This window comes from Azospirillum largimobile (assembly GCF_977007025.2).
Map to the genome: position 1 here is coordinate 717,598 of NZ_CDRMUA020000003.1, position 25,015 is coordinate 742,612.

The 25,015-nt window shown below is 68.4% G+C and carries 19 protein-coding genes and 1 riboswitch; of the genes, 3 read left to right on the top strand and 16 right to left on the bottom strand.

Features of this window, described 5'->3' with window-relative positions; genetic code table 11:
* Positions 1–7: 7 nt before the first annotated feature.
* On the bottom strand, positions 8–727 hold the full coding sequence (gene btsR, locus ACWPKK_RS20835; protein ID WP_310115732.1) for a two-component system response regulator BtsR: 720 nt from the start codon (positions 725–727) through the stop codon (positions 8–10).
* Positions 724–2,418 carry a LytS/YhcK type 5TM receptor domain-containing protein gene (locus ACWPKK_RS20840; protein ID WP_452007836.1) on the bottom strand — a complete coding sequence of 565 codons (1,695 nt, stop codon included), beginning with the start codon at positions 2,416–2,418 and terminating at the stop codon, positions 724–726. The genes btsR and ACWPKK_RS20840 overlap by 4 nt, the downstream gene beginning before the upstream one ends.
* Before the next feature lie 467 nt (positions 2,419–2,885).
* On the opposite strand from ACWPKK_RS20840, the gene ACWPKK_RS20845 reads away from it, so the two are divergent.
* Both ACWPKK_RS20845 and ACWPKK_RS20850 read left to right on the top strand, forming a co-directional pair.
* The gene (locus ACWPKK_RS20845) at positions 2,886–4,160 is read left to right on the top strand and encodes a serine/threonine transporter (RefSeq protein ID WP_452007838.1); all 1,275 of its coding nucleotides are present in this window, start codon (positions 2,886–2,888) and stop codon (positions 4,158–4,160) included.
* Between the two features lie 145 nt (positions 4,161–4,305).
* Positions 4,306–5,712: an L-serine ammonia-lyase gene (locus ACWPKK_RS20850; RefSeq protein ID WP_452007840.1), complete on the top strand. Its 1,407-nt coding sequence runs from the start codon at positions 4,306–4,308 to the stop codon at positions 5,710–5,712.
* Positions 5,713–5,761: 49 nt separating this feature from the next.
* On the opposite strand, the gene ACWPKK_RS20855 is transcribed toward ACWPKK_RS20850, so the two are convergent.
* From ACWPKK_RS20855 to ACWPKK_RS20890, 8 genes are all read right to left on the bottom strand, one after another.
* Positions 5,762–6,289, bottom strand: a complete 528-nt coding sequence (locus ACWPKK_RS20855) for a histidine phosphatase family protein (protein ID WP_452007842.1) — start codon at positions 6,287–6,289, stop codon at positions 5,762–5,764.
* Entirely contained in the window at positions 6,283–6,987 is a 705-nt protein-coding gene (gene gph / locus ACWPKK_RS20860) for a phosphoglycolate phosphatase (RefSeq protein ID WP_452007844.1), read from the bottom strand. Before gph ends, ACWPKK_RS20855 begins: the two co-directional genes overlap by 7 nt.
* A gap of 12 nt (positions 6,988–6,999) precedes the next feature.
* Positions 7,000–8,133, bottom strand: a complete 1,134-nt coding sequence (locus ACWPKK_RS20865; RefSeq protein WP_452007846.1) for an ABC transporter ATP-binding protein — start codon at positions 8,131–8,133, stop codon at positions 7,000–7,002.
* A gap of 13 nt (positions 8,134–8,146) precedes the next feature.
* Positions 8,147–9,859 carry an ABC transporter permease gene (locus ACWPKK_RS20870; protein WP_452007848.1) on the bottom strand — a complete coding sequence of 571 codons (1,713 nt, stop codon included), beginning with the start codon at positions 9,857–9,859 and terminating at the stop codon, positions 8,147–8,149.
* Between the two features lie 66 nt (positions 9,860–9,925).
* Positions 9,926–11,290, bottom strand: a complete 1,365-nt coding sequence (locus ACWPKK_RS20875; RefSeq protein WP_452007850.1) for an extracellular solute-binding protein — start codon at positions 11,288–11,290, stop codon at positions 9,926–9,928.
* Between the two features lie 372 nt (positions 11,291–11,662).
* Positions 11,663–13,003 carry a sigma-54-dependent transcriptional regulator gene (locus ACWPKK_RS20880; RefSeq protein WP_452007852.1) on the bottom strand — a complete coding sequence of 447 codons (1,341 nt, stop codon included), beginning with the start codon at positions 13,001–13,003 and terminating at the stop codon, positions 11,663–11,665.
* A gap of 21 nt (positions 13,004–13,024) precedes the next feature.
* Entirely contained in the window at positions 13,025–15,514 is a 2,490-nt protein-coding gene (locus tag ACWPKK_RS20885; RefSeq protein WP_452007854.1) for an ATP-binding protein, read from the bottom strand.
* A complete protein-coding gene (locus tag ACWPKK_RS20890; RefSeq protein WP_452007856.1) occupies positions 15,511–16,890 on the bottom strand; it encodes an ABC transporter substrate-binding protein in 1,380 nt (459 codons plus the stop codon). Before ACWPKK_RS20890 ends, ACWPKK_RS20885 begins: the two co-directional genes overlap by 4 nt.
* 284 nt (positions 16,891–17,174) lie before the next feature.
* Here ACWPKK_RS20890 and ACWPKK_RS20895 point away from each other — a divergent pair, with 284 nt between their 5' ends.
* Complete coding sequence (locus ACWPKK_RS20895) at positions 17,175–18,668, top strand: M20/M25/M40 family metallo-hydrolase (RefSeq protein WP_452007858.1); 1,494 nt, start codon at positions 17,175–17,177, stop codon at positions 18,666–18,668.
* 46 nt (positions 18,669–18,714) lie between these two features.
* Here the strand turns inward: ACWPKK_RS20895 and ACWPKK_RS20900 are convergent, their stop codons facing one another.
* The 6 genes from ACWPKK_RS20900 to ACWPKK_RS20925 are packed head-to-tail and all read right to left on the bottom strand — an operon-like array spanning position 18,715 to position 24,624.
* Entirely contained in the window at positions 18,715–19,488 is a 774-nt protein-coding gene (locus ACWPKK_RS20900) for a 3-oxoacyl-ACP reductase (protein WP_452007860.1), read from the bottom strand.
* A 10-nt stretch (positions 19,489–19,498) separates the two neighbouring features.
* Positions 19,499–20,497, bottom strand: a complete 999-nt coding sequence (locus ACWPKK_RS20905; RefSeq protein ID WP_452007862.1) for an ABC transporter substrate-binding protein — start codon at positions 20,495–20,497, stop codon at positions 19,499–19,501.
* A 6-nt stretch (positions 20,498–20,503) separates the two neighbouring features.
* A complete protein-coding gene (locus ACWPKK_RS20910) occupies positions 20,504–21,253 on the bottom strand; it encodes an ABC transporter permease (RefSeq protein ID WP_452007864.1) in 750 nt (249 codons plus the stop codon).
* Positions 21,250–22,032: an ABC transporter ATP-binding protein gene (locus ACWPKK_RS20915; RefSeq protein WP_452007866.1), complete on the bottom strand. Its 783-nt coding sequence runs from the start codon at positions 22,030–22,032 to the stop codon at positions 21,250–21,252. The genes ACWPKK_RS20910 and ACWPKK_RS20915 overlap by 4 nt, the downstream gene beginning before the upstream one ends.
* Positions 22,022–23,497: an acyl-CoA reductase gene (locus tag ACWPKK_RS20920; protein ID WP_452007868.1), complete on the bottom strand. Its 1,476-nt coding sequence runs from the start codon at positions 23,495–23,497 to the stop codon at positions 22,022–22,024. Before ACWPKK_RS20920 ends, ACWPKK_RS20915 begins: the two co-directional genes overlap by 11 nt.
* Before the next feature lie 14 nt (positions 23,498–23,511).
* Entirely contained in the window at positions 23,512–24,624 is a 1,113-nt protein-coding gene (locus tag ACWPKK_RS20925; RefSeq protein WP_452007870.1) for a LuxE/PaaK family acyltransferase, read from the bottom strand.
* A 103-nt stretch (positions 24,625–24,727) separates the two neighbouring features.
* Positions 24,728–24,860, bottom strand: a riboswitch (TPP riboswitch).
* Positions 24,861–25,015: the final 155 nt, after the last annotated feature.

The window sequence follows — 25,015 nt, forward strand, 5'->3', positions numbered from 1 at the left end:
TTCCCGGTCAAAGGATTCCGAGCCGCTCCTTGATCTGCGGGAAGAAGCGCCGGCTCACGGGGATGACCTGCCCGCGTTTCGTGCTGATTTCCGCAAGGCCGTTTTCCAGGAAGTTGATCTTCTCGATGCAGTCGGTGTTGACCAGATACTGACGATGGCAGCGCAGCAGAGGCGTGCGGTCCTGAAGGATGTGGAGGGGAAGCTCCGTCGGCCGTTCGGTTCCGTCGGTGGAGACCACATAGACGCCGCTGACGCCGGACGCCACATGCTCGACATCCTCCATGCGCACCAGTTGCACATGGTGCTGCCCGAAACAGGGGATCTGGCGCAGCTGGTTGGCGCCCGGAAGCTGGTCGATCTTCTGCGGTTCGCGGTCGCGGCGAAGGCGCTGCAGCGTCTTGTCGAGACGGGCCTGGTTGACCGGCTTCAGCAGGTAATCGAAGGCATGCTGTTCGAACGCCTGTACCGCGAACTCGTCGTAGGCCGTCAGGAAGACGATGTGCGGCATCTTTTCATGGTCGAGCATGCTCAGCATCTCGATGCCGCTTACCCGCGGCATCTGGATGTCCAGGAACACGACGTCCGGCTTTTCCCGGTTTATCACGCCGATGGCGTCGATGGCGTTGCTGCATTCCCCGATGACGTTGATGTCGTCGGTCTTCGAGAGAACGCGGCGAAGCTCCTTGCGGGCCAGCGGTTCGTCATCGACGATGAGCACGTTGATCATTTGGAAGCGGCCTCCAGAGGAACCCGGATCGTGATGCGGGTGAAGACGTCCCGCTCGGACGCAACGGTAACACCGTATGAAGGGCCGAAACAGTTCTTGATGCGGCGGTCGACCAAGCTCATGCCGAGCCCCTGGCCTGTCGGTTTCGGTTCGTACAGGCCGGCATTGTCTTCGACATCGACGACGAGAACTTCGTTCTCCTGCCGGGCCTTTATGGAAACATGGCCGGGACGGAGCAACTGCGACGTGCCGTGCTTGATCGAATTCTCCACCACCGGCTGGAGCGTGAAGGCCGGCAGCCGCACCCGGCCCAGGCTGTCGGGGATGTCGATGTCCACCGACAGGCTGTCGGAAAAGCGCGCGAGTTCGATCTGCAGATAGGCGTTCACATGCTCGATCTCCTCGGCCAGCGGGGCGATCTGGCTGGGCCGTTTGAGATTCATGCGGAAGAAGGTGGACAGGTCGCCGATCAGGTCGCGGGCCTTTTCCGGATCGTCGCAGGTGACGGCGGCGATGGTGTTCAGCGCGTTGAACAGGAAATGCGGGTTCACCTGGGCATGCAGAAGCTTGATCTCCGCCTGCGCCAGCATCGCCTTCTGCTGTTCGTAGCGGCCGGCGAGGATCTGGCTCGACAAAAGCTTGGCGATGCCCTCGCCGAGCGTGCGGTTAATGGTGGAGAACAGCTTGGTCTTGGGCTCGTACAGCTTGATCGTGCCGATGACGTGGCTGTCCTCGCCGACCAGCGGGATGACCAGCGACGCCCCCAGCGGACAGGTGGGGCTGATCGAGCACTGATAGGCCACCTCGTTGCCATCGGCATAGATGACCTCGTTGTTGGCGATGGCGTCCAGCGTGCTCGCCGAGGAAATCCGCGTGCCGGGCAGATGATGGTCGTCGCCGATGCCGATGAAGGCGAGGATCTTCTCGCGGTCGGTGATGGCGACGGCACCCACCCCGGTCTCCTCATAGATGATCCGGGCGACGGTCATGCTGTTTTCCTGGTTGAAGCCCCGGCGCAGCACGCCGTCGGCCCGCGCGGCGATCGCCAGCGCCTTGGCGGAAAACAGGCTGGACTGCCGTTCGATCAGTGCCCGGCGGTCGAGCAGGATGCCGATGAACATCGCCGCACCCAGCGTATTGGCGATCAGTTCCGGCACCGCGATCAGCAGCACGATCTCCAGCGTCTGGCCGAAGGGCCGCGCCACCGCGAGATCGATCAGCAGTTCGAGCACCACCCCGACGAAGGTCAGGGCGCCCGCCTTGACGGGATCGAACAGGGTGCGGACCTTGCCTTTTTTGATGAGGTGGCGGTGCATCAGGCCGCCCAGCAGGCCTTGCGCGACGATGCCGAGGGCGGCCGCGAGCGCGAAGGATCCGCCCAGCGAATAACGGTACAGCCCCCCGGTGATTCCCACCGCGACGCCGACCACCGGCCCGCCGAGAAGCCCGCCGAGCACCGCGCCGATCGCCGGCGTGTTGGCGATGGCATGGACCACCGGCATGCCGAGGATGGCCCCCATCATGCAGAACACAGAGAAGATGACGTAGCAGGCCAGCTTGTGCGGCGGCCGGATCGTCACATGCGTCAGCGGAATGAAGAACTTCGTCCTGCTGAGGAGGTAGGCCACCACCAGATAGACGCACATCTGCTGGAGAAGGACCAGAGAGAGGTCCACGAGATTGATCTGCATCGGTTGAAGCTCCCTACACCCGCGCATCCGGTCCGTCGGGTCCGGGCAGGTGAGCGACGGCATGTGCTGGGCTGAGGCGCATGGTGTGAACCATCCCCGGCCGAAAGACCAGTGAGAAGCGGTGGGGCGGATTCATGCACCTCAGATCCCCCTCTCCCCCCTGGGGAGAGGGTCGGGGTGAGGGGGATGCACTGCGTGCCCTCCCGAGAATCCCCGCCACGTCACCCCCTCACCCTAACCCTCTCCCCGGGGGGGAGAGGGGACTCCACGGGCATCGGGCGATGTGTGCGCCCCCGCCCGCCTCCGCTCATTTTTCCATTCCGCCGCTCATTTCGCTATTCCACCGCTCCCGGGATCGGTCGGGAATTGCCGACGGAGTGTTGATAGGCTTCCTCCAGGTCAACAAAGCGCAGCCTTTCCGGGATGGCCTGAACATCCACGATCAAAGGCATGCTGGAGGCATAAAAATGGTCAGCATCTCAACGGAATCCACGAGGCTTGGCAATCCTCCACTGCCGTGGACCAAGCATGACACCATGTGGATGCTTGGGCTCTTCGGAACGGCTATTGGCGCAGGCACCCTTTTTCTTCCCATCAACGCCGGCCTTGGCGGTTTCTGGCCGCTGGCGGTGATGGCGGTCATCGCCTTCCCGATGACCTATCTGGCCCACCGGGGCCTGTGCCGCTTCATCCTGTCCTCGTCCAAACCGGGCAGCGACATCACCGAGGTGGTGACCGAGCATTTCGGCGCCACCGCGGGCAAGCTCATCACCCTGCTCTACTTCTTCACCATCCTGCCGATCCTGCTGATCTACGGCGTCGGCCTGACCAACACGGTCCAGAGCTTCATGGTGCATCAGCTGGGCATGGTGCCGCCGCCGCGCATCCTGCTGTCGCTGGGCCTGATCCTCGGGCTGATGGCCGTCATCAAGCTGGGCGAGCAGATGGTCGTCCGGGTCATGAGCTGGCTGGTCTATCCCTTCGTGCTGGTCCTGATGGGCATCGGCCTCTATCTCGCCCCCGACTGGAACGGCGCGATCCTCGAACAAGCCCCGACCGCCGGCCAGTTCAGCCTGACCCTGTGGCTCAGCATCCCGGCCCTGGTGTTCTCCTTCAACCACTCCCCGGCCATTTCCCGCTTCGTCGTCGCCCAGCAGAACCAGTATGGCGAAGAGGCTGAAGCGCAGACCACCCGCATCGAGAAGTATGCGGTCGTCATGATGGTCCTGGTCGTCATGTTCTTCGTCTTCAGCTGCGTCTTCAGCCTGACCCCGCAGGAACTGGCCGACGCGAAGGCCCAGAACATCTCCATCCTGTCCTATCTCGGCAACAAGTTCGACAACCCGCTGATGGCCCTCCTGACCCCGGCCGTGGCGTTCGTGGCGATCACCAAGTCCTTCTTCGGCCACTATCTCGGCGCCCGCGAAGGCCTGAACGGCCTGATCTCCCAGCAGCTTCGCAGCCAGGGCAAGTCCGTCAACCTCAAGGCGATCAACAGCTTCAGCGCCCTGTTCATGGTCGCCGCCGTCTGGATCGCCGCCACGCTCAACCCCAGCATCCTCGGCATGATCGAATCCCTGTGTGGTCCCATCATCGCCGCCCTGCTCTTCATCATGCCGATGTACGCGATCCGCAAGGTGCCGGCCATGCGCAAATACGCCGGCCAGCCGGGCAACGTGGTGGTCCTGTTCATCGGCAGCGTCGCGATGTCCGCCATCCTCTACTCCCTGCTCAGCCTCTGACGATCCCAGTCTCTCCCCTGCCCATCGTTTCCGCTCAAGGCGGCCCCGTCCACCGCGACGGGTGCCGCCTGAAGCGGCGAAGAGAAGACCAAGCAAGGCATCTCCCCATCGGTATCCGGGGCCGTCCACAGGAAGGAAGCACGCCATGATCAGCATGTTCGACCTCTACAAGGTCGGTATCGGCCCCTCCAGTTCGCACACGGTGGGACCGATGAGGGCAGCCAAGCAGTTCGTGGACGCCCTGCGCTCCTGCGGCGGGTTCGATGCCACCACCCGCGTCGCGGTGGACATCTACGGTTCGCTGGCGCTGACCGGCAAGGGCCACCACACCGACGTCGCCCTCATGCTCGGCCTCGCCGGGAACCTGCCGGACACGGTCGCCATCGACACGATCCCCGCCTTCCTGCAGCAGGTGCGCAATTCGCACAGCCTGCCGCTGGGACAGGAGGGCAAGCCGATCGACTTCCCGCCGGCCGCCATCACCTTCCACCGGTCCAACCTGCCCCGGCACGAGAACGGCATGACGATCCAGGCCTTCGACGGCGACCGTCTGCTGCTGGGCAAGACCTATTATTCGATCGGCGGCGGCTTCGTCGTCGAGGACGAGAATTTCGGCAAGCAGAGCGGCGAGGAGGTGGAGCTTCCCTATCCCTACGCTTCGGCCGCCGACCTGCTGGCCCACTGCCGGAGGACCGGCCTGTCCTTCTCCGGCCTGATCCTGCAGAACGAGCTGCGCCTGCACAGCCATCAGGAAATCCGGGACTATTTCGCCAACATCTGGCAGACGATGCGCGCCTGCATGGACCGCGGCATGACGACCGAGGGCGTGCTGCCCGGTCCGATGCGGGTTCCCCGCCGGGCCGCCATCCTGCGCCGCCAACTCGCCTCGTCGGAAGCTCTGTCGCGCGACCCGATGAACGTGGTCGACTGGGTCAACATGTTCGCCTTCGCGGTGAACGAGGAGAATGCGGCCGGCGGCCGCGTCGTCACCGCGCCGACCAACGGCGCCTGCGGCATCGTCCCCGCCGTGCTCGCCTACTACCACAATTTCATCAAGCCGGTGGACGAGGACGCCTGCGTCCGCTTCTTCCTGGCGTCGGCCGCCATCGGCGCGCTCTACAAGCGGAACGCCTCGATCTCCGGCGCCGAGGTCGGCTGCCAGGGCGAGGTCGGCGTCGCCTGCTCGATGGCCGCCGGCGGCCTTGCCGACCTGATGGGCGGCAGCCCCGAACAGGTGTGCATCGCCGCCGAGATCGCGATGGAACACAATCTGGGCCTGACCTGCGACCCGGTCGGCGGGCAGGTGCAGATCCCCTGCATCGAACGCAACGCCATGGGCGCCATGAAGGCGATCAACGCGACGCGCATGGCCCTGCACCGCACCAGCGAACCGCTGGTCTCGCTCGACAAGGTCATCGAGACGATGTTCGAGACCGGCAAGGACATGGATCCGAAATACCGCGAAACCTCCTGCGGCGGTCTGGCGGTCAAGGTGGTCGCGCAGGTCTCGCCGCAGACGCAGGACGCCGACGGCGTCAACTGGGCGGCCTGACGCCGCCCAGCTTCCTCCGAACATGGCCTCTCCACACAGGGCGCCCGTGTCACCCGACGCGTGCGCCCTGCCGCGTCAGCGTGACCGGCGACGCGTTCGGCGGCCACAGCAATGCGGACTCCACGCCCAACCATCGGCAGAGCACCGGCCAGGTGCCGGCATGCGCGACGATCAGGGGCGGGCGGCCGACCGCGGGCACGGGCAAGCCATCCAGCGCCGCGGTGACGCGGGCGCCGAACACGGTGAGGCTTTCCCCATTCGGCACCTCCTCGCGCAACAGGTCGGCGGGAATGGCCCCGCCCTCCAGATCACCCCAGCGGCGCTCCTCCAGACCGGGGACCGGAACGACCGGAACCGCCAGGGCCTCGGCCAGAATGGCCGCCGTTTCCAGCGCCCGGCGTTGCGGGCTGCTGTAGACGACCGGGACCTGCTGCCGCCCGGCGGCCAGCGCCGCGGCGGCCTCCCACGCCTGTGCCCGGCCCCGCTCAGTCAGCGACACGTCGCGCGAACCGGCAAGCCAGCCGCCGAGGTTGCTCTCCGTCTCGCCATGGCGGCAGAAGATCACCGCGGTCAGCATGACAGCCGCTTCACCAGATCGGCGAAGCCGTCGAGAATGCCGTCATGCGGCAGGCTCTCCAGCGGCACTCGGGCGTAGCCGTAGGGCACCACCATCACCCGCGCGACACCGGCCGCGCGGGCTGCCGCCACGTCGTGCTCGTTGTCGCCGACGAAGACGGCTTCCTCCGGCCGGACCTCCAGCCGGGCCAGCAGTCCCAGCACCGGTTCCGGCGACGGCTTGCGGGTCGGGTAGCTGTCGCCGCCGACCACGGCGGCGAAATGGCCGGCGATGCCCAGGTCGTCGAGCAGCCGCAGGGTCGCCGCCATCGGCTTGTTGGTGCAGACGCCGAGCCGCAGGCCGGCCGCCGCCAGCGCCGCCAGCGTTTCGGCGACGCCGGGATAGAGCGCGCTGTGGGCGCTCGGGTCGGCCTCGTAGATTTCCAGGAAACGTTCGACGCAGCGGGCGGCCTCGTCCGGAGCCGGAACCCCGCCGGTGGCGGCCAGCACGCGCTCCACCAGCTTGGGTGCTCCGTCGCCGACGAAGGAGCGTACCGACGGCAGATCGACCGGCGGGCGTCCCAACTCGGCGAGCAGGGCGTTGGAGGCATGCATCAGGTCGGCGACGCTGTCCACCAAAGTGCCGTCGAGGTCGAAGGCGACGGCACGGATGGCGGTGCGGATGGCGGGAAGGTCGAGACTGTCGGCGGGGTTGGTCACGGTCACGGCACCTTACTGGCGGAGGAAGCGGGCCTTGTCGGCCGCAAGGTCGAGGATGATCGGAGCATCCGGGGCGAGCAGAGCATCGCCCGCCTGATGCGGCGCGTCCACCTGTACCAGCTGCCCGCCGACATCCACCGCGTAGCGGATGGAGGCGCCGAGGAACTCCCGGTGCCGGATGACGCCGGTCAGTCGGGCATGGCCGGGAGCCGGCGGTCCGCCATCGGTCCGGATGGCGAGGTTCTGCGGGCGGAACATCAGCTTGCCCCCAGTTCCCGCCCCGGCCGCACCCGCCTCGACCGACGGCGGCAGCGCCACCGGCGTGACGCCGTTGCCGACGAAGACGCTGCCCGCGGCACCGTCGCTGCGCACCTCGCCGTCCAGCACGTTGGCCGTGCCGAGGAAGCCGGCGACGAACAGGTTGGCGGGATGGTCGTAGAGGTCCTGAGGCGTGCCGACCTGCTGCACCTTGCCGTCCTCCATCACCGCAATGCGGTCGCAGATGGTGTTGGCCTCCTCCTGGTCGTGGGTGACGAAGATGGTGGTCAGGCCGAGCTTGCGCTGCAGGCTCAGCAGTTCCTGGCGCATCTGCACGCGCAGCTTGGCGTCGAGGTTCGACAACGGCTCGTCGAGCAGCAGGACCTTCGGCTCGATCACGATGGTGCGGGCCAGCGCCACGCGCTGCTGCTGGCCGCCCGACAGCTGCGACGGCCGGCGGTCGGCCAGATGCTTCAGCCCGACCAGATCGAGGGCAGCGTCCACCCGCCGCTCGATCTCGGCGCGGGGCACGCGCCGCTCCTCCAGCCCGAAGGCGACGTTGCGGCGCACGGTCATGTGCGGCCACAGGGCGTAGCTCTGGAACACCATGCCGACATCGCGGCGGTGCGGAGGCAGGGTGGAGATGTCACGCCCGCCGATGCGCACCGCGCCGCGCTGGGCGGTGTTGAAGCCGGCGATCAGGCGCAGCAGCGTGGTCTTGCCGCAGCCCGACGGTCCAAGGAAGGCGAAGAACTCGCCCGGCTTGATGGCGAGGTTCACGTCCTTCAGCACATGATTGCTGCCGTAGGACAGGTTCACGCCCTCGATGTCGACGCCGACGCTCTCGATCTGGGCGGCGAGCGCGGCCGGGGAAAACTGGTGGTTCATGATGGGGATCCCCTCAGTGCTCTTGGCCGCGGTCTCGGCGGCCGCGCTCGATGACGACGTGCGACAGGTAGGTGCCCAAGCCCACGATGATGACGGCAAAGATGCCCAGCGCCGCCCCCGGACCGCGTCCGGCCGCCGACTGCATGTAGACGTAGAGGCCGTAGGCCAGCGGCGCGTCGCTTTGCGAATGGACCAGCATGATGGTCGCCGACAGCTCGACCGCCGCGGTGGCGAAGCTGGTGACGAAGCCGGCCAGGATACCGCCGGACATCAGCGGCACGACGATGCGACCGACCGTGCGCAGCTTGGTGGCGCCGAGATTCTCGGCCGCCTCCTCCAGCGAGGAGCTGACCTGCTGCAGGGCCGCGGTGCAGGCACGCAGGGCATAAGGCAGCCGGCGGATCGCCAGCGCGAAGACCAGGATCAGCCAGAAATTCGACAGCGGCTGGCCGGTGAAGGGCATCGGCACGCCATAGAAGCTCCGCAGATAGCCGATGCCCAGCACGACGCCCGGCACCGCCAGCGCCGCCATCGCAATGTAGTCCAGCCATTGCCGGCCCGGCAGCTTGGTTCGCAGGACCAGATAGGCGATGGCGGTGCCGATCACCACGTCCAGCAGCGCCGCCAGCGAGGCGTAGAGCAGCGTATTGGTGATGTACTGCCCGCTCTCGGTGAAGACGGTCTGGTAATGCTTCAGCGTGAAGGCGTCGGGAACGGGGCTGAAGGACCAGATGGTGGCGAAGGACAGCAGGCCCAGCCCGATATGCGGTGCCAGCACCAGCACCAGGATCAGCAGCACGATGCCATAGGCCGCCACCATTTCCAGCGGCTTCAGGCGCCGCTTGGCCAGACCGCCGCCGCCGCGCTGCACCGTTGCGTAATCCTTGCCGCGCATCGCCAGCGCCGACACCCAGAGCGCCAGAAGCGAGCAGGCGATCAGCACGACGGAGATGACGTAGCCCATCGGATCGGAGATGCCGATCGAGGAGATGCGCAGATAGGCCTGCGGCGCAAGCATGTCGTTGACGTTCAGCAGCAGCGGCGTGCCGAGATCGTCGAACACCTTGATGAAGACCAGCGAGGCGCCGGCGACGTAGCCCGGCATCGCCAGCGGGAAGACGATGCGGCGGAACAGGCGGAAGCCGTGGCAGCCGAGATTCTGCGCCGACTCCTCCATCGCCCTGTCGATGTTCTTCAGGCTGGCCGACAGGTTGATGAGGATGAAGGGGAAATAATGGATGCTCTGGACGAAGATGACGCCGTTCAGCCCCTCCATGAAGGGGATCGAGAAGCCGAAATGGTCGCGCAGCAGCAGGTTGACCGAGCCGTTGCGCCCGAACAGCAACTGCATCGCCACCGCGCCGATGAAGGGCGGCATGATCAGCGGAATGATACCCAGGCTCTGGATCAGCACGGAGCCGCGGAACTCGAACCGCGTCGTCAGGTAGGCGAGCGGCAGCGCCAGCAGGCTCGCCACCACCACCGACATCGCCGAGACGTAGAAGGAGTTGGCGAAGGACCGCATGAACAGGTCGTTGCTGAAGAAATCAGCGAAATTCACCAGGGTGAAGGCCCCCGTCGTCTTGTCCTGGAACGCGACGAAGATGACCTGGACCACCGGGACGACCAGGAACAGCAGCAGGAAGGCGGCGATCAGCAGCGCGGCCAGCGCCGGCCCCGGCCGCACGCGCGCGATGCGGTCGCGCGTGAGCGCAAGTGACGTCATGGAAAGGCCCGTGAACTGGGGAGAAGGGAGGGGAACGCCTCGAGGCGTCCCCCCACGCAGGGCGCGTCAGCGCGCCAGGGCCAGCGCCTCGTCGGCCTTCTTGCGGGCGGCGGCGTAGTTCTCCTTGGCGAAGGCGGACCACTTCTGCTCGACCTGCGCCTGGCGTTCCGGCACCGCGTCCTTGGCCGACTTGCGCTCCACCGTGAAGGCGCCGGCCAGCTGCGGGTCGGCGGCCTGCTCCGCCGTCACCGGCATGGCGGCGACGAGGTCGCGCGCTTCAGCCAGCAGGGCCTTGGCCTTGTCGTTCGGCTTCTTGGCGACGGCGGCCTCGGCCTTGTGGATGGCCTGGGTCGCCGCCTTGAGGTCGTCGAGCTGGAAGGTGATCAACTGGTCGAACAGCGCGTCCACCACGTTGTAGCGGGCCTGCGAGACGTTGACGTCGAAATTCACCTGGGCGCCCAGCGAGCTGTCCTTGAACGGGTTGGGATAGCCGGCGGGTGCCTTCTCGTAGGTGACGGGGTTGACCGGCAGGCGGCGGATCGCCGGCTCAAGCAGAACCTCCTGCCCCTTCGGCGACAGCAGGAAATCGACGAAGCCCTCGGCTGCGGCCTTGTTGGGCGCGTTCTTCACGACGCCGACATTGGCCGGGACGATGGTGGTGATGGTGGGATAGGCGAACTCCACCGGGAAGCCCGACGCCTGCGACGACAACGCGAAGAAATCGATGACGATGCCGACGCCGAAGGCGCCCGAATTCACCCCGTCCGGCACGCCGAAGCTGCGCTCGGTGATGGTGCGGTAGTTGCCGGCCATCTCCTTGTTGGTGCGCCAACCCTTCTCCCAGCCCTCGCCCTGGAGGATCGTTTCGATGGTCAGGTGGGTCGTGCCGGAGCGCGACGGGGCGGAGATCGCGACGTGGTCGTAATAGACCGGCTTGGCCAGGTCGGCCCATTCCTTGGGAACCGGCAGGTCGTTGGCCTTCATGTAGCGGCTGTTCCACATGATGCCGTAGCCGGACGCGGCGAAGCCGGCATACATCCCCTCGGGATCGTTGACCGGATAGGCGCCGACCTTGGCCGGGATGCCCTCCACCTTGGGCTTGTAGGGCTGCAGCAGCCCGGCGCCCTTCAGCACCTCGAAGGCGTCGGGAGCGGAGGCCCAGAACAGGTCGACGCCGTTGTTCGACGCGGTTTCCTGGAGATACTTCACGCCCGCGTTGGTATTGCGGTTCAGGATCTCGACCGTGACCTTGGGGTTGGCCTTCTGGAAGGCCTGCTGGAAGGCGGTCGTCATGTCCTTGGGAAAGGAGGTGACGATGACCAGCTTGCCGCCGGCATCCTGCGCGAAGGCGGCGGTGCCGGACAGAAGCAGGACGGCCAGGGCGGCGGCGTTGCGCAGAGTGCGTGTGGCGGTGCGCGTGGTGCGAAGCATGGGTGTTGTCCCTCCCTCGATGTTTTATGCTGGGACAATCAGCAATCGGCATGCCAGACGGTCAGCCCTTGCACCACCTCGCTTCGCACGCCATCGATGGGTCAGGACGGGAACATCAGCCCGCATATCGGGGTAATGCGGGAAACATCGACCACACTCACGCTTCAATTTCTCCAGGGCGATTGCTTGGAAAACGAAGCCCTTCTCCCCTTGTGGGGCGGGATCGGCCAAACGCCAACGGCGTATTGCCGACCCGCGGGTTGGGATGAGGGGTGCAGCCCGGACAAAGGCCGGGAAGGTCGCTTTTCCCCCTCACCCCAACCCCTCTCCCACGAGGGGAGAGGGGCTCATCGGTAGCCAAGAAGCGCTTCGTCACTCCTCCATGAAATCGTCCCGGTTCAGGCCGTGGTGGCGCATCTTCAGGTACAGGGTCTTGCGGGTGATCCCCAGCCGCTCCGCCGTTTCGCCGACGCGGCCGCCGCAGCGGGCCAGCGCATCCTCGATCAGCTGCTTCTCGACGCGGTCGAGCTGGTCGGCCAGCGGTTCGATCTCCGCCGTTGCCGCGACCACGCCGCCGACGGGGGCGAGGCCGTCGCCCAGCCCCAGCGCCACCCGTTCGGCTACGTTCCGCAGTTCGCGGACATTGCCGGGCCAGCCATGGGCGGTCAGCCGGGCCAGCATGGCGGGGTCGAGCGGCGGCACCGTCCGGCGCGACCGGGCCGCGGCGGCATCGAGGAAATGGCGGAACAGCAGGGGCACATCCTCGCGCCGCTCCCGCAAGGGGGGCAGCGGCACGGTGACGACGTTGAGGCGGTAATAGAGATCCTCACGGAACTTCCCCTCCGCCGCCAGCCGCAGCAGGTCCACCTTGGTCGCCGCCACCACCCGCAGGTCAAGCGGGATCGTCCGGTTGGCACCGATGCGCTCGATCACCCGTTCCTGCAGCACGCGCAGCAGCTTGACCTGCAGATGCATCGGCATGCTTTCGATCTCGTCGAGGAACAGGGTGCCGCCGGCCGCATGCTCCAGCTTGCCGATGCGCCGGGCTTGCGCCCCGGTGAAGGCGCCCGGCTCGTGGCCGAACAGCTCGCTCTCGATGATGCTGTCGGGCATGGCGCCGCAGTTCAGCGCCACGAAGTTGCCGGCGCGCCGCCGGCCGCCCTCATGCAGGCTGCGGGCGACCAGCTCCTTCCCGGTGCCGGTCTCGCCGAACAGCAGCACGTCCACCTCGGCGTCGGCGAGGTTCGCGACGGTGGCGCGCAGGCGCTCGACGGCCGGGGAACGGCCGATGATCCGCCCCTCCGCCCCACCTTCGGCCAGCTGCGCCCGCAGGCGCCGGTTCTCCAGAACCAGCCCGCGATGGTCCAGGGCGCGCCGCACCACCTCGACCAGATGGTCGGGTTCGGCCGGCTTCTCGATGAAGTCGTAGGCGCCTTCGCGGACCGCCCGCATCGCCATGGCGATGTCGCCATGCCCGGTGACCAGCACCACCGGCACCTCCGCGTCGGCGGCGCGCACCAGCTCCAGCAGGGCGAAGCCGTCCATCCCCGGCATGCGCACGTCGGTCACCACCACGCCGGGCCAGGAGGAACCGAGCCGGGCCAGGGCGGTCGCCGGATCCGTCACGGCCTGGACCGCGAAGCCCTCCAGTTCCAGCGTCTGGCGGCTGGAGTCGAGCACTTCGGGATCGTCGTCGATCAGCAGGACGGTCATGGGCAGGCCTTTGTTCGCCGCTCAGGGGAGGCGGGACAGTGTGAGGACGAAGGCGGTTCCGCCGGGGCCGCTCTCGGCCACCGACAGCACGCCGCCGAAGTCGCGGACGATGTTGTACGAGATCGACAGGCCGAGCCCCAACCCCGTCCCCACCGGCTTGGTGGTGAAGAAGGGATCGAAGATCTGCTCGACCGGATCGGCGGCGATGCCGGGACCGCTGTCGCGCACCTCGATGCGGACGGCATCGCCCTCCTCCCCCTCGCCTTTCTCCACGGCCTCGGCACGGATCAGGATGCGGCGGACCGGCGCACCGGCCACGGCATCCAGCGCGTTGCTCAGCAGGTTTACCAGCACCTGCTCCAGCCGCACCTCCTCGGCGCGGACCCGCAGCGGCGCAGCGGTGTCGGGCAGCTGCATCTCCACCCCGACCGCCTCCTCGCGCAGGCGGTTGCCGAACAGGGACAGGGCGCCCTGGATCACCGGTTCCAACTCCACCGCGCCCAGACGGGCATCGGGGCGCCGGGCGAAGCGCTTCAGGTGGTTGGTGATGTTCGCCATCCGGGCCGTCAGGTCGGCGATCTTGCCCAGGTTGGCGCCCGCCTCCTCCACCCGGCCCAGCCCGATCAGCTTGCGGCCGTTGTGGGCGTAGGAGCGGATGGCGGCGAGCGGCTGGTTCAGCTCGTGCCCGACACCGGCCGCCAGCTGGCCGAGCGCCGCCAGCTTGCCGGCCTGCACCAGCTCCGCCTGGGCCTCGCGCAGCTCGCGCGCAGTGCGCTGGTGCTCGGCGATGGCGCGCTCCAGCCGGTCGTTGGTGGCCTGCAGGTCGGTGGTGCGTTCCCGCACCGTGCGCTCCAGAAGATGCTGGGCCTCCAGCCGTTCGGTCATGTCGGTCAGGGTGACGATGAAGCGCTGCTGCTGGCGCCGCCAGAAGGGGCGGACGCCAACTTGCACCGGAACCGCTCCGCCATCGGGGCGCCGCCCGGTCGCCAGGATGGACAGGGTTGGCGCGACGCCCTTGGCCCCGGCGGACACCTGGGCGAAGAACGCCGCGACGCGGCCGGCACCCTCGGCATCCAGGCGGTCGGCGAGGCGCGCGGCGGCGGCCTCCCCATCACCGCTCCCGTCAGGCGGTGCGATCAGCGCGGCGGCCAGCGGGTTGACGAACTCGATCACGCCCTGCGCGTCGGTGATCGCCAGCCCGGCCTGGGCGTTGTCGATGATCGCCTGGGCGTTAGCCTCCTCCACCGCGATGGCGGTGTCGCGGAAGACCAGCAGCGCCGCCGCCATGTCCGACAGCTCGTCGCGGCCGCCCAGCGGGATGTCGGCCTTCAGGTCCCCGGCGGCGATGGCGCGGGCCGCGTCGCCCAGCCGGGTCAGGCGGGAGATCAGGTTGCGGTTGACGTAGAGCCATGCCACCAGCACCGCCACCAGCAGGCTGACCACAGCACTCGCCAGCAGGGCGGAGCGGCCGAACGCGACCGCCTGGGCCGAGCGCGCGGCGGCGGCGCGGGAATCGCGCTCCACCGCCTGGACCTGCCGGGCGATCAGCCCGTTCAGCCGGGCGACGATGTCGCGGTTCTCGGCCAGCAGGACCTGCCCGCGTCCGGCGGTTTCCAGCTCCTCCCGGCGCAGCGCCGGCACGCTGCCTTCCGCCCCGCGCGCGAGCCCGAGAAGCTGGGCCACCACCTGCCCGAGCGACACGCCGTCCGGCCAATCGGCCAGCGCCGCAAGGTCGCGCTGCAGACGGTCGGCGGTCTCGTCGAGGAAGCCGGCATTGTCGTCGAGCATCTCGGGCGTTGCCAGCGTCGCCGCCCGCGCGATCAGCCCGACCGCGAGGTTGCCGTTGGCGCCGATCTGCAGCACCGCCTCGCTCCGCCGGTTTTCCTCCCGCAGGATGCGGACCGCGTCGGCCGACGCCTTCCCGCTCTCCACCGAGGCCAACGCGCTTTGAATGTTGAAGCGGGCGTCGGCGACGAGCGGGTCGATCTCGTCGAGGAAATCGGCATGCAGCCAGCGCAGCCGCTCGATGGCCTCCTGGTTGCGGCGGGCCAGCGCCAGTCGCTGGCGCACCGTGCCGTCCAGTTCCGCCAGATTGCGGCCGAGCGCGTCCACCACCGGGCGCAGGCCGGGAACGCCGCCCTCTATGGCGCCGGTCAGCGCCCGCAGCGCCGTCAGGCGGCGGCCCAGCGTATCGCGGATCGCGTCCATCTCGGCCTCGGTCCGGCTGCCGGCCAGGATGGGAGCGGTGGCGATGATGGCGCCGCCCTCCTCCGCAAGCTTGGCGGCGAGCCCCAGGGCCGGCAGGTGGCTTTCGGCGAACTCGTCCAGCGTCCCGCCCAGCCGGTCGTAGGACAGCCAGCCGAGCGCGCAGGCCGCCACCGACAGAACGGCCACCGCGACGAAGGCCAGGAACAGCCGGGCGCGGATGCCGAAGCGCAGCGCTCCAGGCCTGCTCCCCGGACTGCTCCCTGGCCCACTGCCGGATACGGACGGTTGCGCCAGCGCGCTCATGGCCAGCCCCCTTCGCCGGCCGTCACCCGCAGGATCACCAGCGCCCGTTCGGCCGCCGACAGCGCGGCGTCGAGCCGGGTCTGGGAGAAGCTCCGCCATTCCGCCGCCAGTTCCTCCTGCCGTGCCGAGACCCGCATGCCGCGGGTCGGCCGCCGCAACGCCGCGGAGAAGGCGGGGTCGACGGCCTCGGCGGCGTCGACCGGAACCGCAATGGCCGCCGCGCGGGCCGTGCGCAACAGGTCGCGGGCCACCGGGTCGGGAGTGGCGGCAAGGCGGCTCTCGCCCTCGTGGATCAGCTGCCAGACGCGGTTGAGCGTCTTGACCCGGAAGGTGATCAGCTCGTCGAACAGGAGGTTGACCAGCTCATAGCGGCGGCTGGACAAGGCCCGGTCGAAGAGGAAGAGGTCGTCACCGGTCTCCCGGGCATAGGGGTTGGGGTAGCCGGCCGGTGCGGCGGCGTAGGCGTCGGGGCGGACCGGCAACCGCCCGATGTCCGGACGCAGCATCAGCGCCTGCCCGGCGGGCGACAGCAGGAAATCGATGAAGACGCCCGCTCCCGCCGGATTGGGCGCGCTGCGCAGCACCGCCACGCTGGCCGGCAGGAAAACGCTGTCGGCGGGATAGGCGAAGCGCAGACCGCCGCCCTCCGATGCCTCCTGGCCCGCCCCCTGGCCCAGAAAGTCGATGGCCAGCCCGATGCCGAAACGCCCCTTGCCCACCCCCTCCACCACGCCATAGCTGCGCGCCGTCACCGTCGCGATGTTGCCGGCGATTTCCAGCCACATGGCCCAGCCGCGCTCCCAGCCATGGAGTTGCAGGACGGTCTCCACCATCAGGTGCATGGTGCCGGAGCGCGACGGCGCGGTGATGCCGAGATGGCGGACATAGGCGGGCTTGCGCAGATCCTCCCAGCTGCGTGGGGCGGCGATCCCGTGGCGGTCGAGATAGGACTGGTCCCAGACCAGCCCATAGCCCGACAGCGCGAAACCGAGATAGGTGCCGTCCGGATCGTCGATCGGCTGGTTGCCGACGGTCGCCGGGGCGCCGGTCGGGCGTGCGGCGACCGGCGCCAGCAGCCCGGCCGCCTTCAGCACCTCGAAGGCATCGGGGGCGGACGCCCAGAAGAGGTCGACGTCCTCGACACGGTCCTGCAGCTGGGTAATGGCCGCCGTCGTCTTGGCGTTGATCACCCGGAGGCGCCGGTCGGGATGGGCCTGTTCGAACGCCTCCCGCACCGGCTCGTAGAAGCCGGCGGGAAAGGACGTCATGACGGTGACCGTTTCCGCCGCCGCCCCCGCCGCCGAGCCCGGCAGCAGCAGCCAGACGGCCAACAGCGCCGGCAGCCACCGTCCACGGCTGCGCCAAATCCATTCCATGCCGCTCCCATCATCGGCCGCTTTCACGCCGCCCGATCCCCCGCTCCGCCGACCCGGCGGACAGCTTGCACGGGACCGGACCCTTTTGATAGTCGCCACTGCATCCATCGTCCCAACCGCGAGCTGCTGCGCGCCACGCACAGCCCAGCCCTGTGAAAGCGGCAATCAAACTTGACGTTGTCGGCACTTCATTCGTACACGTCGCTTCACAAGACTGTGAGAGGGAAGAAATGTCGGTTAAAGCGAAAATTTCGCTCAAGCAGGTGCTTATTCTCGGCGCCTGCATGATCTTGCCGATGCAGGCCGGCGCGGCCTCCCCGTCCGCCGATACGCTCGCGGCGAAGCACTCTTCTGCGAATTACAAGGAATTCGTCGAGCTCCTGGCGCTTCCCAACGATGCTGTTGTTGCCGCTGATATTCAGAAGAACGTCGCGTGGCTGGAGCAGGCGTTCCAGAAGCGGGGCTTCCAGACGCGGCAGCTGCCGAACGACGGCAAGCCGATGCTGTATGCGGAACTGCCCGGCGCCGATCCCGCCAAGAAGACCATCCTGTTCTACGCGCATCTGGACGGCCAGTCGGTCACCCCGCAGCAGTGGAAGCAGAAAAGCCCCTGGGACGCGACGCTGAAGCAGAAGACCGACAAGGGCGAGTGGGAGACGATCCCGCTGGAGAAGCTCTACGGCGAGCAGGTCGATCCGGAATGGCGTCTGTTCGCGCGGTCGTCGTCGGATGACAAGGGTCCGATCATGATGCTGCTGACGGCCATCGACGCCCTGAAGGGGACGGGCAAGACGCCCAGCGTCAACGTCAAGGTCATCCTGGATTCCGAAGAGGAAAAGGGATCGCCGACCCTGGGCGAGGTCATCCGGCAGAATTCCGACCTGCTGAAGAGCGACGCGCTGCTGGTGCTGGACGGCCCCATGCACCAGACCAACAAGCCGACGCTGGTGTTCGGCAACCGGGGCGTGGCCCAGGCGACCCTGACCGTCTTCGGGGCGAAACAGGGCCTGCACAGTGGCCATTTCGGCAACTACGCGGCCAACCCGGCGATGCGGCTGGCGCAGCTGCTGGCGTCCATGAAGGACGAGACCGGGCGGGTGACCATTCCCGGCTACTATGACTCCGTGAAGATCGACGCCGCCGCGGAAAAGATCATGTCCGCCGTTCCCGACGACGAAGCGGCGCTGCGCAAGCGCCTGGGCATCGCCGAGGCCGAGAAGGTCGGCAAGAACTACCAGGAGGCGCTGCAGTACCCGTCGCTCAACATCCGCGGCATGGCGGCCGGCGACGTGGGCGCCAAGGCCCGCACGATCATCCCGGAAAGCGCCGTCGCCGAACTCGACCTCCGCACGGTTCCGGAAACACCGCCGGAGCAGCTGATCGGCATGCTGAAGAAGCACATCGAGGCGCAGGGCTATCATCTGGTCCAGGGAACCCCGACGGACGAGGACCGGGCGAAGCACGACAAGCTGGCCTCGCTGGATTCGGAGAAGGTCTCCGCCTCCAGCTCCGCGGCGCGGACCGACATGCAATCGCAGGTCGGCGAGTGGCTGTACCGCTCCTACAAGGCGACCTACGGCGAGGAGCCGGTGCGCATCCGCATGATGGGCGGCACGGTGCCCACCGGTTCGGCGGTCGAGGCGCTGAAGGTGCCCTTCGTCATCGTGCCCTTGGTGAATGCCGACAACAACCAGCACAGCTATGACGAAAACCTGCGCATCGGCAATTTCGTCTCTGGCGTGAAGGGGCTGATCGGCCTGCTCCAGCAGCCGTTCTGAGGCTGCTCCGGCGCCGGTTTCGGTGACGGCGGGCGGGTGCGGTGAGTCAGGTGCCGCCCATCACCAGCCCGCCATCCACCGTCAGCGTCTGGCCGGTCATGAAGCGGCTCCAGTCGGAGGCGAGGAACAGCACCGGCCCGGCGACATCCTCCGGCGCCGCGATGCGGCCCAGCGGCGTCAGGGCGGTGATGCGGTCCTTCACCGGCTCCGGGGTCGACCGGCTGGCGTCGGTGGGATAGACCAGCCCCGGCGCCACGCAGTTGACGCGGATGCCGAACGGCCCCAGCTCCGCCGCCAGGGTGCGGCTGAAGCCGATCAGCGCCGCCTTGGCGGTGGTATAATCGTGATATGGCACGGTCGGCCGCGCCACGAGGTCGGTCGCCATGTTGACGATGCTGCCCCCGCCCCGCCGGCGCAGCGCGGGCAGCACCGCCCGGCAGACGGCGTGGGTGCTTTTCAGCACCCCGTCGATCTGGGTCTGGTAATCGTCCCACTCGGTTTCCCAGAACAGCCGCCGCCGGTCGGGGTCAAAGACATAGGGCGCGAAGGCGTTGTTGACGACCACGTCCAGCCCGCCGAACTCCGCAACCGCCGTCTCCACCATACCGGCGACCGCCGCGGCGTCGGTCACGTCGGCGCGCAGCGGCAGCCCGTCGCCGCCCAGCGCCCGGCACTCCGCCGCCACCGCCTCCGCCGCCGTCTGGTTGCGCAGGTAGTTGACCACCACCATGGCCCCTTCCGCGGCAAAGGCGCGGGCGATGGCGGCGCCGATGCCGCGCCCGGCGCCGGTGACGAGGATGGCCTTGCCCTGGAAATCCATGATGGTCCCGTTACTGCTTGGGTGGAATCAGGTCGGTGCGCACCACGGCACCCATGTCGAGCGGGCGGGCGATCAGGCCCAGCTGGTGGAAAGTGTCGGCGCCCTTCTGCATCACGCCGGGATCGAAGGCGCCCAGCCCCTCGCGTTCCGTCGTCTCCGACACGGTGGAGGCGTTGCGCAGCTTGATGATGCCCAGGTTGACCGCCTCGTCCGACCCGTTGATGGCGCGGGTGACGGCGAGGCGGGCGGCCTCCTCCGGGTTGGCGATCATCCAGGCGGCGCTGTCGCGGTAGGCGGCGAGGAAGCGGGCGAGCAGCGGTTTCTTGCTGCGGTAAGTCTCCTCCGTCACCACGAAGATGTCGCTCGGCAGGTTCAGGCTGTCGCGCACCTCGATCACGTTCACCTCGGGCAGCCCCTTCAGCCGCGCGACATAGAGGCCGGTGTCGGTCGCCGCCGTGGCGTCCACCTGCCCCTGGATCACCGGGGCGAAGTTCAGCAGCCCGGTCACCTCGATGGTCACGTCCTTCTCGCTCAAGCCCACCTGATGCAGCAGCACGGCCAGATTCTGGCGGGTGCCGCTCGACAGGCTGTAGACGCCGACGCGCTTGCCCTTCAGGTCGGCGGGCTTGACGATACCGTTGGCCTTGGGCGACACCACGTTGAAGACGTTCTGCGGGTAGATGTTGTAGATGGCGACCAGCTTCTCGCCCTTGTCCAGCGCCAGATAGAGGGCAGCAGGATCGGTGAAGGCGATGTCAGCCTTGCCCGTCAGCATGGTCTGGATAGCCGACCCGCCGCCGGTGCCGGGCACATAGTCGAGCGCGATGCCCTTGGCCTTGAAGAAGCCTTTGTCGGGCTCTGCCAGCAGGTTGGTGATTTCGCTGATCGGCTGGCTCCAGCCCGCCACCGTCACCTTGTCCAGTGCTTGGGCAAGTGCGCCTGACATGCCGCCCAGCAGCAGCGCCCCGACGAGGGCGGACACGCCCGCCGCACGAGAAAACAGCCCCATTTCCTGCTATCCTTTCGCCTGTCGAGACAACAGCCACCGCTCGACCAGCAGCGTGGCCTGATACACCAGCATGCCCAGCGCGGTGATGACCGCGAACAGGGCGAACATCAGCGGGGTGTCCATCATGCCCTGCGCGGCGATGATCGAGGCGCCAAGCCCCTGGCGTCCGCCGATGAACTCCCCGACGACGGCGCCGACCAGCGCCAGCACCACCGCCACCCGCAGCCCGGCCAGGATCACCGGCAGGCCCGCGGGGATCTTCAATCGCGTCAGGGTGCGCCAGCGCCCGGCGCGCAGCATGCGGAACAGCTCCCGCTTGGCGGGATCGACGCGGTCCAGCCCGGTCAGCGTGTTCTCCAGCAGCGGGAAGAAGCAGATCAGCGCCGTAATCGCGACGGTGGAGGTCATGCCGAAGCCGAACCACAGGATGAACAGCGGCGCCAGCGCCAGCTTCGGCACCACCTGACTGGCGATGACGTAGGGGTAGAGCAGACGGCGCAAGCCCGCGACCTCCGCCAGCGCCACCCCGGCGACGAAGCCGACGAGACAGCCGATGCCGAGCCCGAGCGCCATTTCCGCCGCCGTCACCGCCAGATGCGGCAGCAGCCGTCCGCTCGCCAGACCGCTCCACAGCGCCGCTCCCACCGCCGAGGGCGGCGGCAGAACCAGCGCCGGAATCCCCGACCAGCGGCAATAGCCCTCCCACCCCGCCAGAAGCAGCAGCGGCAGCAGGATCGCGGCGATGCGGGTCGTCATTCCGCCGCCTCCGCCCGCCGCAGCCCGGCCGCGCCGTCCATGGCATGGCGAAGCTCACGGCACAGCGCGTTGAATCGCGGGTCGTAGCGCAAATCGCGCGGGCGCGGGCGCGGCAGGTCGATGGAAAGGCTGTGGCGAAGCTGCCCATCCGCCATCACCGCCACGCGGTCGCCCAGATAGACCGCCTCGGCGATGTCGTGGGTGACGAACAGCGCGGTGGTGCCACGCTGCGCACACAGCCGCAGCAGATCGTCCTGCAACTCCTCGCGCGTCAGGGCGTCCAGCGCGGCGAAGGGCTCGTCGAGCAGGAGCAGCGCCGGATCGGCGATCAGCGCGCGGGCCAGCGCCACCCGGCTCTGCTGGCCACCCGACAGCGCCCGCGGCCCCCGCTCCGACAGCCCGGTCAGCCCGACCCGCTCCAGCAGATCCAGCGCGCGGGCGCGGTCGTCGGCGGTGGCGCGGCGGTGCAGCGTCACCGGCAGCAGCACATTGTCGAGCACCGTCAGCCATTCCAGCAGCGTCGGCGCCTGGAAGACGAAACCCACCGCATCGCCCGGCCCGCACACCGCCGCGCCGTCCAGCCGCACCCGCCCGGTGGCGGGGGTGAACAGCCCGGCGGCCAGCTTCAGCAGCGTGGTCTTGCCGCAGCCGCTGCGCCCCAGCAGGCAGTGGATGGCGCCGCGGCCGACCGCCCAGTCGACGCCGTCGACGATGGCCGCACCGCCGTAATCGAAGCGTACACCCTCGAACGTCAGGAAGGCCGGCGGGTCAGTCGGCATAGCGGGCCAGCCCCTCCGCCAGCGCTTCCGCCGACCGTTCGATCTCCGTCACCGTCACCAGATCCAGCAGGTTGAACCGGCCGTCATGATGCCAGCCCGCCTCCGGCGCGGTCATGGTGCCGAGCGCGCAGAACCGCGTCACCCCAGCCGCCCCAAGCGGCCCGGCCAGCCTGAACAACTCCTCCGGCGGCGCGGCGATGCCGGCGGTCTGCAGCACGGCACGGTGCGGGGCGACGCGGCCCGCCACCTCCGCCAGATCGTCCACCGCGACCACGGAAATCGTCCGGTTCAGCGCGGTCGGCGCCAGCCCGTCGGGCGCATCGGTGCAGGACACGCACCAGCCGCCCGCCGGATCCGACAGCAGCAGATGGCCGGACCCGTCCAGGCCGCGCATCGCCTGCCCGTCGCGCCAGCCGGCGACCTCCCCGGCCTCCGCCATCGACAGGACACGGCGCGGGTGCTTGCGGGCCTGCACCGCCAGTTCATGGGCGAGCATGGCGGCGAAATCCTGCGGCGACAGCCGGCCGCCGCGCTCGACGAACAGGGTCTGCGGCGAATAGCAGCCCTGCTGGTCGTAGCGGGCGATGTCGTGGGCGGCCAGCCGCGCCGTCTCCCCCGACCGACGCGGGTCCAGCGCGGCGCGCGACACCAGCGCAAAGCTGATCTTGTGGCCGTAGGGCAGGAAGCGGGTGGTCACCGGCACCCGGTCGCGGATCGCCGCCAGCGCCGCGGTGCCGCCATAGGCGACCACCGTATCGGCCTGGGCCAGCCATGCCCGCTCCGCCGCCGCGTCGCCGCCCTTCCACCACACCACGGCCAGACACTCGCCCAGTTTGGGGTCGATCTCCGACAATAGCTGCGCGAACCAGCCCGCGAACAGCGGCTCGGCGCTGGGCAGCTTGCCGACAGTGCCGGACTTGACCAACAAGCCCGAGATCAGGCTCCACAGGGGCAGTCCCGGCACATTGCCCGCCCAGACATGCAGCAGCAAGTCCGGGCCGAAGGCGCGGGTGAAGCCGCCCTTGGGCGCCGGCTGGAATTCGTCCAGCACCAGCGGGTTGGCGAAATCCTCCGCCAGGAAGCGGCGCAGTTCGTGGGCGCGGAAGGTCTTCAGATAGCCGGTCAACCCCAGCCTGACCATCTCGGCGTCATAGCCGGTGACGACGGGCAGCAGCCGCTCCGCCCTTTGGCGCCACGGATCCTCGCGGTCGAGCAGCCGTTGGATCGCCGTGTCGATCACCGCGACGATGTGGGCCGTCGGCAGCGTCTTCAGATAGCCGCGCGCCGCCGCCCGCACCGTCGCGGAGACCCGCTCCACCTGCCCCGCATCCAGCACCGGCACTGCCACGCGCAGCGCCGCATCGCCCGCCCCGAAGGTCAGCACGCGCCGCTCCACCGCCTCCGGCGGCAGGCCGGGCAAATGGCCGGCCAGTTCAATGACGGACGGATCGTCGCCGAAGGCCAAGGCCGCGCTCCCGCTCAAGCGCGCGCGGCGGCGAGGAAATCCTCCACCGCCAGCGAGCAGCCCTTGGCCTGCGCGCCGGCGACGCGGCCCAGCAGGCGGAAGCCGCCCTCCTGCAGGATGCCGGCATCCTCGGTCAGGATGGCGGCGACGGAGTTGATGTGTGCCAGATCATGGTGAACCAGCACGCCCATGCTGCCGGGCGGCACGTCCCGGCCGGACAACGGATCGACGACGCGGCTGCGGATCCAATGCGGGCCGGACTTCAGCGACGGGCAGACCGCGTTGCCGTCGTCGTAGAACTGGGTGCTCAGCTCCGTCATGCCGTACATGTTGATGCAGCGTCGGCGCGGCACGCCGAAGAACTCGGCCAGCTGGCCGTAGAACTCGTCCGGTTCCAGTTCCCGCGACTGGCCCTTGAAGCCGCCGGTGTCGAGAATGCGGCTCCCCTCCGGCAGGGCGAAGCGGCGGCCGTCGCGCGCCATGGCATCCATCAGATGCACAAACCCATAGCTGGCGCCCAGCAGGGCGAAGGGCTCCCCCGACCGTTCGGCGGCGTCCAGCCGGTCATAGAGTCCGGCGATGTCGATGCCGGCTTCGCCGATCCAATGGCGGCTGTCCGGCGTGCCGCATTCCGCCCGCGCCAGCTCCAGGTAATGGGCGAGGGAGGAGTTCGGCATCGCCGTCTCGGTCGGAAACAGGATGCCCATCGCCATCCGCTCCACCCCAGCCTCTGAGCCCTGCATGAAGCGGCGGCGGAAGTTGAGCAGCATGGAGCGGTCGTAGACCGACAGGGTCGTGTGGTGGATCTGGCCGCGGATGCCGCCCTTGGTCGTGCCGCTGGTCATGAAGATGCGGGCGGACTCCTCCGCCGGGCGGCAGCTGAGCGTCAGATCCTTGAAGGCGTTGATCGGCACCGCCGGGATGTCGCGCCAGCTCTTCACCCCGCGCGGCGTCCGGCCGCGCTGCATGGCGAAGCGGCGGTAGGGCTGGTTGTGCTCGAACTGGTGGGCGAAGACCGCCAGCGCCAGGGCGTTGAAGGCCTCGTCGGCCGCCGCCCCGGTTCCGATGTCGGCCTCCATGAAGGCCAGGACCCTGTCGTAGATCACGCTGTCGTAGATCGCGCTCACCGCACCCTCCCCGCCCCGTTCTTCTCCAAGCGGCACCGACCGATGGAGCAACAAACGAATCCGGGACAAGCCTGTGGGGTATGGATCAGCGCGTCGGCCGCGAAGGCCTTCTCGTCCCGCATCCCTACGCCGGCATGACCCGGATCAGGTTCGAAGGGTTGCCGCGTCGCCCGGACGCGAAGGACCGGGCCGGCGGGTGTCTCAGCCTCCTGAACGAGGCTCCCCTGGGAACGGGACGGAGCCTAGAAGACCATCGCGCCGTCTGTCAACGACGGGGATGCCGGCTTTGCGGACGGCGGAAACGGCGCCGCATTGATGATTTCCGCTCTCCGACCTGTTGTACCGCTGCCGCCCCATGCCGCAGCAATCCCGATATCGGCTGGGGTGGATC